The sequence below is a fragment of the Brevundimonas sp. UBA2503 genome, from assembly GCF_002341485.1.
Lineage (GTDB): Bacteria > Pseudomonadota > Alphaproteobacteria > Caulobacterales > Caulobacteraceae > Brevundimonas > Brevundimonas halotolerans.
On record NZ_DDOD01000014.1, the window covers coordinates 1 to 11470 of the forward strand.

The window sequence follows — 11470 nt, forward strand, 5'->3', positions numbered from 1 at the left end:
AAGATTCCCCACTGCTGCCTCCCGTAGGAGTTTGGGCCGTGTCTCAGTCCCAATGTGGCTGGTCATCCTCTCAGACCAGCTACTGATCGTAGCCTTGGTAGTCCATTACACTACCAACTAGCTAATCAGACGCGGGCCGCTCTAAAGGCGATAAATCTTTCCCCCGAAGGGCACATTCGGTATTAGACCCAGTTTCCCGGGCTTATTCCGAACCTAAAGGCACGTTCCCACGTGTTACTCACCCGTCCGCCACTAACTCCGAAGAGTCCGTTCGACTTGCATGTGTTAGGCCTGCCGCCAGCGTTCGCTCTGAGCCAGGATCAAACTCTCAGGTTGAGTTGACTTCTGACCTAAGCATTTCGGACCGAAATCCGATTTGGCTTTAGTTCTACGTATTCTTGACGAGATCCCACGTTCACCGATCCGAAGACCGGTTACATGGTATGTCTTTTCAAAAAGACCGCAGATGTCAGTGTCGACAATCGATTCCGAAGAACCGATCTTAGAACACCGCCGCCTGCGTTTCTCTTTCCAGATCAACGATTTCAAAGACCGTGAGCCACCGGAGCGGCCCGACCGTTTAGCGCCCGGTTGCGGCGGAGGCGGCGATGTAGTCGCCTCGGTGGTTGGTGTCAAGCGCTCCGAAGAGAACTTTTTCACCGGCCCGCCGTCAGAACCTCGAGAGGCCCGTGGGCGGCGGGAGCGGCGTCTCTAGAGAGGTGCCATTCCCGTGTCAACCGAACTTTCGGAGCTTTTTTCCGGCTGTTTCAACCCGTTCGGGGTGATCCGGCCGCAAAGCGCCAGAGGGAGATGCAAACACCTCCCCGAGGCAGTCCGACGATTCGATCGAAGGCGCGGAACCTAACCGAAGACTGTGAAGGAAGCAAGAACCAGAAGCTCTTTATTTCCACCTGGATTGCTGTGCGCCGTGGCGCCCCGCGTTCCGTCGTCGGCCCGTTTCCGAGCGAGGCGGCGATATACGAGGCGCCCCTTCAGACTGCAACCCCGAAACCGCCTTTCGTGACGAATTTCTGAAAGAGTCGGGATCGCCGAATTCAGGCATCTTTCGGGCCCGCGGCGGCTCAGCCCGCCGCTATATAGGTCCTGAGGCTTTCGGCCTCGCGCGTGGCTTCCTCGATCTGGCACTTCACGACATCACCGATCGAGATGACCCCGATCAGCCGCTTGTCCCGCAGCACGGGCAAATGCCGGATCCGGCGGTCGGTCATCCGACTCATAAGCATGGCCACGGTGTCGGTCGGCTCGGCGAACACCACGTCGCGTGTCATATAGATGGATACAGCCTCGGACAGGGCGTCCGGGCCCGATGCGGAAACAGCGCGCACCACATCCCGTTCAGACAGCACGCCCACGACCCGGTCGCTGTCGCAAACCATCACTGCGCCGATCTTTCGGGCCTGCATTTCACGGCAGGCCTCGACCAGGGTCTGGGCCGGCGACACCGAGAAGACAGCGTCGCCCTTGTCCTTGAGAATCTCGGTGACAAGCATACGGCGTTCCTCCCTCATGAGACTGAACGGCCGCGGACCGGGCCGCTCGTAGCCACAGGATCGCTCAGTCGCCGCCCGGACGCAAATCGGGCGCGATTCGCAAACGCCTCAGCCGAACAGGGGCGCCCATTTGCGCGACCATCGAAATAGGGGGCCGATTGCCAGATATCCGGCGATCATGCCGACAGCGTGGGCTTCCCAGGCGATGCGTGCGCCTTCCGCCCCGGGCGCATAGCCGATCAGCCCGACCACAGCGTTTATGGCGAACAGCACGCCCACCATGGTCAGGGTGCGGCGATCCTTCAGGGGCTTGGGGCCCGCCCAGGACGGCCGCCCCATCAGGCGGATGGCCGCGCCCAGCAGGCCGGACACCGCACCTGACGCCCCCACCATCGGATCACTGCTCCCCAGATGCAGCAGGCCATATCCCAGTGAGGCAATGATCCCGCACCCTATATAGGAGAGGGCGAACACCCCTGCCCCGCGCCATCCCGGCAGCATCCGCGCCACGGGCGGGGCAAAACACAGGGAGGTCACCGCATTCAGGGCCGCATGGGTCCAACTGCCGTGCAGCAGCATGGCTGTGACAATCCCCGGCCAGCCGAGCGTCCGCCCGAGGTCGACGGGATAGAAGGCCCAGGTCATGCCCATGTCGGGCAGGCGTATCTGCAACCAGAATAGCACCGGCATCGACACCGCCAGCACGAGGGCGGCCGGAGGCACCTTTACAATCGGCTCGCGGGTAGGCGGCAGCGGCGCTGCCGGGCCGGTTCCCCAAGGTTGGCTGTTCATGTCCCTGAGATGCGCATGCCCGCTGTCGATCTCAAGCGCTTCTTAATAACCCTGCTCCATTTTGGCACGGGGCTTGCTGTGTCTGCCCCGGAATGAAGACAGCGCGGGAGCGCCCTATGCGACTGAAACTGGCGGCTGCGGCTGCAGCGACACTTCTGGCCCTTCCGGTTGCGGCCCAGGCCCAATCCGCCGGAGGCTCCTCCACGGCCCCCTTCCAGGCAGGCTATGGCGCGGCGCGCTATACGACAGCCCGGCCCCAGACCGGCTCGACCCGCGACCAGAACGGCAATCGCCTGATCGTCAACGGCCTGATCCAGACCGGCGCCTCGTCCTATTCGCGGACCAGCGGTGGCGTCTCCAGCTGGGGAAACTGGGCAAATGGCGAGGGCAGCGGCCGCACGACCATCGGCGGCGCGACGGCTATCGGCAACAATCTGAATGTCGTCGTCCAGGGCAACTGGAACACCGTCATCGTCAACTCGACCCAGACCAATACGGGCAACATCAACGCCGGTACGGCGCTGAACGGAACGATTGACCTGCCATGAGCCCCTCCCCGATCTCTCGCTGGCTGAAACCGGGCGCTGCTGCCTGCGCCGCCGCCATGCTGTCCGGCTGTATTGCCCCTGTCGCCAGCAATGCCGGTCTCTATGCCACGCCGATCGGCAATGCGCCCGTGACGGCCAACCCGACCCCCTATTCCACCGCCCTGTTCTGTCTGGCGGACTATGCGCGGACCTATGGCCTGCCCTCGCCCCGCATCGCCGTGGGTCAGATCGCCGACTATACAGGCACCATCTCGCCGGATGGCGGCCGCCAGATCACCGGCGGCGCCTCGCTGATGGCCACCTCGGCCCTGGCCAAGTCGGGCGCGATCATGGTCGAGCGGTTCGACACCTCGGTGTCCGAGCTGGAACTACGCTACGCCAACAACAAGCTGATCGGCGACGAAGGCACGGGCGACCCCGCTGACCCCGGCTACCGCCGCATCATCGCCGGCCAGGTCCCGGGCTCGGACTTCTATATCGTCGGTGGCATCACCGAGGTGAACTACAACATCCGCTCAGCGGGCTGGGACTTTGGCGGCGGACAGGCCGATACCGAAACTCCGTTTTCCGGCGTCTTCCAGGGCCGCATGTATGTGATGAACGTCGCCCTGGACCTGCGTCTGGTGCAGACGACCTCGCTCGAGATCGTCGATGTGGTCTCGTATCAGAAGCAGATCATCGGTCGGGAAATCTCGGCCGGGGTGTTCGACTTCCTGAACGGCAACATCTTTGACATCTCCGCCGGCGAAGGCGGGTTCGAGCCGGTCCAGCTGGCCGTTCGCTCGCTGGTCGAGCGCGCCGTCATCGAATTCATGGCCAATCTGTACGGCGCTCCCGGCCCGGAAATCTGCCTCGATACGCAGAACGAGTTGCTGCGCGACACCTATGGCCCGACCGGCAACTACTACCCCGCCTATCCCAATACGGAGACGAACAATGGCCAGACTCGTGCCGATCCGTCTCGCTGGCATGATCGCCGCGACGGTGATGTGCGCCGCAGTCGCTACTGAGGCTGCCGCGCAGGATCAGGACCCGTCGATTGTCCTGAACGAACAGATGCAGTTCGGCGACGTATTCGCCGAGCAGACGCTGGACGTGGTCGATTCGTCGGAGCAGGTGACCGTCAGCAATTCCGCGACCGGCAACAGCCTGGCGGGCGGCGTTGAGGGCGGCGACATGACTGTCACCTCGACCCAGTCGATGCAGGGCAACGTGCGCGCCGACACCACCTTTGTACTGGGCGGCGACACCGAGGGCGTGGTCAGCGGTGTCACCCAGGCCAATGGCAACTATCTGGGCCTCAGCGCTTCTGACGCCAATCTGACGGTCGATTCGGCCCAGACGGTCAGCGACGTCGAGATCGTCGCCACTTCGACGATGGCCGAAGGCAATGAGCGCCTGCTGGGCGGGGCCTATATCGACGCCTCGGCCATTGGCAACACCGTGGCCCTCGGCGGCGAACGCAGCTATTTCGAGGGCACCGCCGTGCAGTGGTCGGACGCCAACATCCGCGCCTCCAACTATGCCGCGACCCAGTATATCCCGGCGGAGGCCGAGTTCACGGCCCAGGCTGTCGCCAATGTGGTGTCCGTCACCGGCACCTCTGTCACCGGTCAGAACATGACCATCGACCAGCGCTCGACCGGCGGCATCATCGATTCCGGCGTCAGCGCCAATGCGGGCAATTCCTGGGATCTGGCCGGCCGCGCCAATGCCGGGGCCAATCGCGTGGTCCTGTCCAATCAGGGCGGATCGGTGGTCGCCACCACCCGTCAGGACAATTCCAGCCAGATCCAGTCCCAGTCCATCGTCACCTCCTACGATTACGGCGCGGTCAATTCCTATGCGCGCGGCGTGGCCAATGAGGTCTCGGTCGGCAACAACGACATCTATGTCGAGATCGACAACACCCAGATCAACACGGGCGGCGTGGCAGTCAACGCCCAGGTCTCGGGCACCCAGGGCTATGACGCCTATGTCGGGGCCGATGCGGCGGGCAATGTCGTGACCGGCTTCGCCTGTGCCGACTGCGCGGGCTACATCGACGCCACGAACAATCAGGCCAACAGCGGCAATGTCAGCGCCACGGCCCAGACCACGATCAACGGCACGAACCGCGCCGTGATCACGGGCACCAATGCCGTCGGCAACGCTGCGACCTTCTATGTTTCGCGCAGCGGAAATTAACTCTCGTTAATAAACGCGCTCCGGTCGTTCAAACCCCCGCCTCCCTCCGCTAGGGTGATCCAGACGGCCTGATGTTCGGGCCTCTCGATCCCGCACGCCCGGTTTCCGTCAGGACGCTGCGCGCGCCCAACGGAGTTGTACCGATGCGTTCTCCCCGCCGCCTTCTGCTTGTTGCCGCCTCCAGCCTGGCGGTGATCGCCGGTGCAGGCCTGCCGTCCCTGGTCCAGGCCCAGGATGCCGCCGCCGTCTCGGCCAACGCCATGCGCCCCTCCGATCCGTGGGCCCATGAGATCAGCGACATCCCGGCCGATAGCGCCGTCCGCTTCGGCCAGCTGCCCAACGGCCTGCGCTATGCCATCGTGCGCAACACCACCCCGCCGGGACAGGCCTCTCTGCGCGTCCGCATCGACGCCGGCTCGCTGATGGAGAATGACGACCAGCTGGGTCTGGCCCACTTCATCGAGCACATGGCCTTCAACGGCTCGACCAACATCCCCGAGGGCGAGCTGACCCGGACCCTCGAGCGTCTGGGCCTGGCCTTCGGCGCCGACACCAACGCCTCCACCGGCTTTGACGAGACCGTCTACAAGCTGGACCTGCCCCAGACCGACGAGGAAACCGTCGACACCTCGCTGATGATCCTGCGTGACATGCTCGGTAATGCCACCCTGTCGGCCGACGCCATCGACCGCGAGCGCGGCATCGTCCTGTCGGAAGAGCGCACGCGCGCCGGGCCGGGCCTGCGCTCGGTCATCGCCCAGCTCGACTTCTTCCTGAAGGACCAGCTGGTCCCAGACCGTCTGCCGATCGGCTCGACCTCGGTGCTGGCCAACGCGCCGCGAGAGCGTTTCGTCGAGTTCTACAGCGCCTATTACCGCCCGTCGCGCGCCACCGTCATCGCCGTCGGTGACTTCGACGTCGACGTCATGGAAGCCAAGATCATCGCCACCTTCGGCGACTGGCAGAATCCTGCGGCCGACGGCGCCGAGCCGGTGCTGGGTACGGTCCAGCCGCGCAGCCTTGAGGCCGGTTCCTATATCGAGGCCGGCGTCCAGCCCTCGATCCAGATCACCTGGGTCAATCCGCCCGACACCCGCCCCGACACCATGGCCGTCCAGCGTGAGGGTCTGGTCGAGGGCCTTGGCCTGCGCGTGCTGAACCGCCGCCTGCAGCGCCTGGCCCGGGGTGAGAACCCTCCCTTCATCGGCGCCTCGGGCAGCCGTTCGAACCTGTTCGGCTCGGCCGAGGTGGCCACGGTCTCGGCCGTCTACCAGGACGGCAACTGGGACGGCGCGCTTGCCGCCATCGACCAGGAGCAGCGCCGGATCGTCGAGTTCGGCATCACCCAGGAAGAGCTGGACCGCGAGATCACCGAGATCCGCACCGCGCTTGAGGAAAATGTCGCCGGGGCCGCCACGCGCCGCACGCCCAATCTGGCCAACAGCCTCGCCGCCTCGGTCAACAACGATGAGGTCTTCACCGCCCCCGAGACTGACCTGGCCATGTTCGAGGCCATTGTCGCCGATCTGACGCTGGACGAGGTCAATGACGTTCTGAACGGGACCTTCACCGGTCAGGGCCCGCTGATCTTCGTCACCGGCCCGGATGCCATCGAGGGCGGCGACGCGGCCATCCTCGCCGCCTATGAAGCCTCGCAGCAGACCGAGGTCGCAGCCCTTGAGGCCGAGGCCCGGGTCGACTGGCCCTATACCGAGTTCGGCACCCCCGGCACGGTCGCCTCGACCGAGGTCGTCGAGGACATCGGCACCACCTTTGTCACCTTCGACAACGGCGTGCGCCTGACCATCAAGCCGACCGACTTCACCGACGATCAGGTGCTGGTCTCGATCCGCACCGGGACGGGCTTCCTGTCCCTGCCGACCGATGAGCCGACCGCCGCGCTGGCGCTGGGCCAGACCTTCGGCGAGGGCGGCCTTGGCCTGCTGACGGCCGAGCAGCTCGAAACCGTCCTGTCGGGCAAGGTGTATGGTGTCTCCCTGTCGGCGGACGAAGAGTCCTATCGCCTGTCCGGCACGACCCGGCCCGAGGATCTGGACCTGCAGATGCAGGTTCTGACCGCCTATCTGACCGATGCCGGCTGGCGTCCCGAGCCGTTCGAGCGCGCCCGCGGCCAGTTCCGTCTGGTCCTGCCGCAGCTGGATGCGACCACCGGCGGTGTCTTCGCGCGCGACGGATCGGGCCTGCTGCGCTCGGGCGACGCCCGCTGGACCATCCCGACGCTGGAGCAGATCGCCGAATGGTCGATCGATGACCTGCGCACCCTGGTCAGCAGCGACCTGTCGCAGGGTCCTATCGAGGTCATCATCGTCGGCGACGTCGATGTCGATGCGGCCATTCAGTCCGTCGCGGCAACCGTCGGAAGCCTGCCCGCACGCGGCCCCGCCGCCACGCCGTCGGCCGAGGCCCGCACCTCGACCTTCCCGGATGGCACAGCCCAGCCGGTCGAGCTGAAGCACGGCGGCCGCGCCGATCAGGCGCTGGGCTTCGTCGCCTGGCCGACCGGTGACAACTTCAGCAACCCGCGTGAGGCCCGCATGGTCCGCCTGCTGGCCGATGTGCTGCGTCTGCGCCTGATCGACGAACTGCGCGAAGGCCAGGCGGTGACCTATTCCCCGCAGGTCAGCGCCACCGCGTCTGGCACCTTCGAAGGCTACGGCTATATGTCGGCGGCCATCGAGGCCCCGCCCGAGAAGCTGGAAGGCTTCTTCGCCGACGTCGACCAGATCGCCGCCGATCTGGTCGCCAACCCGGTCACCGAGGACGAGTTGGAACGCGCCCGTCGCCCGCGCGTCGAGGCCCTGCGCCGCAGCCAGAACACCAACGGCTTCTGGATGTCCGAGCTTCAGGACGCCCAGACCGATCCGGAGCGCCTGCCGACCCTGCGTTCGGCGCTGAGCGACATGGAGTCGGCCACTCCGGCTGACCTCCAGGCCGTGGCGCGGAAATATCTGGTGCCCTCTGAGGCCTACCGCATCCAGGTGACCCCGCGCGCCCAGGCCGAAGCCGAAGCCTCCACCGAGTAAGAAAAAAGGCCCCGGAGATCGCTCTCCGGGGCCAGTTTCTCTCAGGAGGACCGACAGAGAAGCCAGTCGCCTGTAGTCTGCGATCTCGCACGTGAAGGGGGGCTGAACCCGCCCTTCAGGCTGGCGATCAATAGCCGCGAGACCCGACGCCGCCGTCCAGCATCAGGAACGAGCCCGATATAGCCAGACCTTCGCGCTCGACGATCTCTTCCCGGTATTCGGTATAGGTTTCCTCGCGGTAGAGGGTCAGGATCTTCACCCCTGCGCCATAGCGGCGCAGCAGCGAGCGCTCGTTACAGTCCCGCTCCGGGCGCTGCGGACGGCATTCCATCCGGCTTTCGCGACCGCCGTACCACAGGGCCTCGCCCTTGCGGCAGACGATGGTCTCGCCGTGATCGGAACGGGTCTCGCCTTCATATTCGGAAATGGTGATCTGCAGCCAGCTGCCGGCGAGGCAGCGGTACAGTTCGCCCTCGTAGTCCTCGAAGATCTCGCGATCGCCGCGCACCTGTGAGGCCGGATGGGGCACATTGCGGTCGTCGATACAGACCGCCTGGATCACCACCCGCTTCCGGAACCGGCGCACCTCCGTATAGGGCACGCGAATCGTCTCGCGGATCAGTCCGCCCTCGACATTCAGGCCCTGGATGGTGGTCGGATAGCGCGGCGTCGAGCTGAAATAGGCGCCACCTCCGCCACCGACGACCACGGTCGAGCCGCCCCGGGCGTTGATGCGCGCCGAGGCCGAGGCATTGGCGTTCGCATTGACGTTGATGTTCACATTCACATTGCCGCCTCCGCCGCAGCACGGCGGGGCGGGCGGTTGCTCGCAGCACGGATTGGGCGGCGGCGGAGGTGGCGGCGGCGGGGGGGGGGCTCACAGCACGGAGGCGGGGGCGGCGGGTGACAGCCCGAACCACATTGCGCCTGGGCCGTATCGGCAGCGGCCATAACGGCAAAAAAGCCCGCCATCGCCACCAGTCCCTGGATAATCCGCACCCGCATGCGCAGGTCTCCTTCAGTGGTCAGTCGCCGCGAGTCCAGCAAGAACCGGGCCGTTCACCCTCAAGGATGCGGGCCAAACCCTTTCGTTTCCGTTGCGCTTTGCCGTGGCCCCCGCCTTGCGACGCCTCCGTCAGGAGCGTTCGGGATGTTTCATACTGAGACAACACGGCTGATCGAGACCTGGAGCGCGCTTCCGGGCGCCTCGCGTATTCCCGACCGGCGGGACCTCGACGCCCTGTCGCTGGGGCCGCTGGTGACCCGGCTGTTTCTGCTGGACTATCGCCCGCAAGCCAGCCGCATCCGTCTGGCCGGCGACTGGATCGAGGCGCTGCACGGGCGCCCGCTCAGCGGCCATGCCTGGCGCGACCTGTGGGACCACGCGTCGCTGCCGCTGGTCGAATCGGCTCTGGCCCAATGCCTGCGCGAGATTCGGCCAGTGATCCTGACCGGAGACTGCCCGCACCTGCCCGGCGGCATCGAAATGCCTCTGGCACCCCTGAGAGGGCCCAGCGGTCGCGCCGACCGGATCGTTGGCCTGTACCGCCCGCGCGGCTTTGGCCAGCCCGTCAGCCGACCGCCCACGCGCCTGTCGGCCCACGCCAGTCTGGCCGTCGGCGAACCGCCCCGCGCCCGGCCCCAGCTGATCGCGCTGCAGGGCCGGCGCGTCGCCTAACCTTCAGACAAGTCTGACGCGTAGCGTTTCCAGTTGGCGACATAGTGGGCGGCCGAGGCCTTCAGCGCCTCGATCTGACCAGGCTCCAGCGTCCGCACAACCTTGCCGGGCTGGCCCATGACCAGCGAATTGTCCGGGATCTCCTTGCCCTCGGTGATCAGGGTGTTGGCCCCGATCAGGCAGTTCCTGCCGATCTTTGCCCGGCCCAGCACCACCGCCCCGATGCCGATCAGGCTGTTGTCGCCGATCTCACAGCTGTGCAGCATGACCATATGGCCGACCGTCACCCCGTCGCCGATGGTCAGCGGCTCGCCGGGGTCGGAGTGCAGCACGCTGCCGTCCTGGATGTTGGTGTCGCGCCCGATGGTGATTGGATCATTGTCGCCCCGCACCACCGCCCCGAACCAGACACTGGCCCCCGCCTTCAGAATCACGTCACCAATGACGGTGGCGTTCGGCGCGATCCAGTATTCCCCCTCGGGAGGAAGCTGAGGTTTCTTGTCGCCCAAGGTGTGAACACTCATCCGAACCCGTCCCTATATTCAGCAGATAGTGGCTTTAACACTCCTTAAACCACGTTAGCATCAGGATGTTGAGGCGATTCGAGATCAGACCGATCTTGGCCTCGCCGTCGGGTTTTCCGCCCGGCGCAGTCGCTTTCGGAGGTGGCGCATGGTGTGCCGGGATCGACGGGGTCACCCGTTGAACGACATCCCTCTCAAAGACAGGGCCGCCTCCCGCGGCTTTCGTCCCGACCCCGGTCGTTGCGTCGCCATCGGCGATGAATTCCTCCCCCAAGCCCTGTCAGGCGGTGCCGTTTCGGTATCGCCTTTTTTCATGCCCTGGAGTCGTCCATGACCAAGCGCTCAGCCCTCAAGCGTCAGACCCGCGAAGCCGCCCGCGAGTTCGGTGTCCTCGATACGCCTGAATTCATTCAGGAGGCCAAGGTCCGGCGTCTTCCGCCGCATGTGGGTCAGGGTCGGCCGCGACGGGGTGAACAGGGCGGCGGCGGCTGGTCTCCCTATCCGTCCAATGACGACCGCGACCAGGCCTATCTGAAGACGCTCAAGCCCAAGTCGGACGGTCAGGCCGCCCTGATGGAGGCCATCGACGCCCACAACATGGTTCTGGCGCTCGGGCCGGCCGGCACCGGCAAGACCTATCTGGCCGTGGCCAAGGCGGTCGAGGCCCTTGAGGCCGGCAAGGTCGGTCGCATCGTCCTCAGCCGCCCGGCGGTCGAGGCCGGCGAATCGATCGGCTTCCTGCCCGGCGACATGGAGGACAAGCTGGCCCCCTATCTGCGCCCGCTCTACGACGCCCTGTCCGACCGCCTCAGCATGAAGCGGGTCAAGGCCCTGATGGCCGAGGGCCTGATCGAGATCGCCCCCATCGGCTATATGCGCGGCCGCACGCTGAACAACGCCTTCGTGGTCGTCGACGAGGCCCAGAACTGCACCTACGTCCAGCTCAAGATGCTGCTGACCCGGCTGGGCTGGCATTCGACCATGGTGGTCACCGGCGACCCGCAGCAGTCCGACCTGCTGCCCGGCATCTCGGGCCTGTCCGACGTCGCCGAACGTCTGCAGGCGGTGCCGGACATCTCCGTCGTCAAACTGGCCGAGCGCGACATCGTCCGCCACCCGCTGGTCGCCAGCATGATCGGGGTGCTGTGATCAGTTGCTCCTCCCCCGTTCACGGGGGAGGGGGACC

General features: G+C 65.6%; 10 protein-coding genes and 1 rRNA gene. 6 read left to right on the plus strand and 5 right to left on the minus strand.

What is annotated here, in order from left to right:
- The 3 genes from B4K74_RS07070 to B4K74_RS07080 form a co-directional block, all read right to left on the minus strand.
- A 16S ribosomal RNA gene (locus B4K74_RS07070) occupies positions 1-336 on the minus strand; the annotation flags it as partial.
- Positions 337-1082: 746 nt separating this feature from the next.
- A complete protein-coding gene (locus B4K74_RS07075) occupies positions 1083-1511 on the minus strand; it encodes a CBS domain-containing protein (RefSeq protein WP_123287183.1) in 429 nt (142 codons plus the stop codon).
- A 108-nt stretch (positions 1512-1619) separates the two neighbouring features.
- On the minus strand, positions 1620-2303 hold the full coding sequence (locus B4K74_RS07080) for a rhomboid family intramembrane serine protease (RefSeq protein ID WP_286692350.1): 684 nt from the start codon (positions 2301-2303) through the stop codon (positions 1620-1622).
- Between the two features lie 116 nt (positions 2304-2419).
- Here B4K74_RS07080 and hfaA point away from each other — a divergent pair, with 116 nt between their 5' ends.
- The 4 genes from hfaA (at position 2420) to B4K74_RS07100 (ending at position 8082) form a co-directional block, all read left to right on the plus strand.
- The gene (hfaA, locus tag B4K74_RS07085) at positions 2420-2851 is read left to right on the plus strand and encodes a holdfast anchoring protein HfaA (RefSeq protein WP_286692351.1); all 432 of its coding nucleotides are present in this window, start codon (positions 2420-2422) and stop codon (positions 2849-2851) included.
- Entirely contained in the window at positions 2848-3861 is a 1014-nt protein-coding gene (gene hfaB / locus B4K74_RS07090; RefSeq protein ID WP_286692352.1) for a holdfast anchoring protein HfaB, read from the plus strand. Before hfaA ends, hfaB begins: the two co-directional genes overlap by 4 nt.
- Positions 3788-5038 (plus strand): holdfast anchor protein HfaD, encoded by a 1251-nt coding sequence (gene hfaD, locus B4K74_RS07095; protein WP_164461917.1) that lies wholly within the window; start codon positions 3788-3790, stop codon positions 5036-5038. The genes hfaB and hfaD overlap by 74 nt, the downstream gene beginning before the upstream one ends.
- 143 nt (positions 5039-5181) lie before the next feature.
- Complete coding sequence (locus B4K74_RS07100; RefSeq protein ID WP_286692353.1) at positions 5182-8082, plus strand: M16 family metallopeptidase; 2901 nt, start codon at positions 5182-5184, stop codon at positions 8080-8082.
- Positions 8083-8209: 127 nt separating this feature from the next.
- On the opposite strand, the gene B4K74_RS07105 is transcribed toward B4K74_RS07100, so the two are convergent.
- Positions 8210-8869 (minus strand): hypothetical protein, encoded by a 660-nt coding sequence (locus B4K74_RS07105; RefSeq protein ID WP_286692354.1) that lies wholly within the window; start codon positions 8867-8869, stop codon positions 8210-8212.
- Between the two features lie 363 nt (positions 8870-9232).
- On the opposite strand from B4K74_RS07105, the gene B4K74_RS07110 reads away from it, so the two are divergent.
- Positions 9233-9760: a PAS domain-containing protein gene (locus B4K74_RS07110; protein ID WP_286692355.1), complete on the plus strand. Its 528-nt coding sequence runs from the start codon at positions 9233-9235 to the stop codon at positions 9758-9760.
- Here B4K74_RS07110 and B4K74_RS07115 read toward each other — a convergent pair.
- Positions 9757-10284 carry a gamma carbonic anhydrase family protein gene (locus B4K74_RS07115; RefSeq protein ID WP_286692356.1) on the minus strand — a complete coding sequence of 176 codons (528 nt, stop codon included), beginning with the start codon at positions 10282-10284 and terminating at the stop codon, positions 9757-9759. The genes B4K74_RS07110 and B4K74_RS07115 overlap by 4 nt on opposite strands.
- 318 nt (positions 10285-10602) lie before the next feature.
- Here B4K74_RS07115 and B4K74_RS07120 point away from each other — a divergent pair, with 318 nt between their 5' ends.
- Complete coding sequence (locus B4K74_RS07120; RefSeq protein ID WP_286692357.1) at positions 10603-11433, plus strand: PhoH family protein; 831 nt, start codon at positions 10603-10605, stop codon at positions 11431-11433.
- Positions 11434-11470 lie beyond the last annotated feature (37 nt).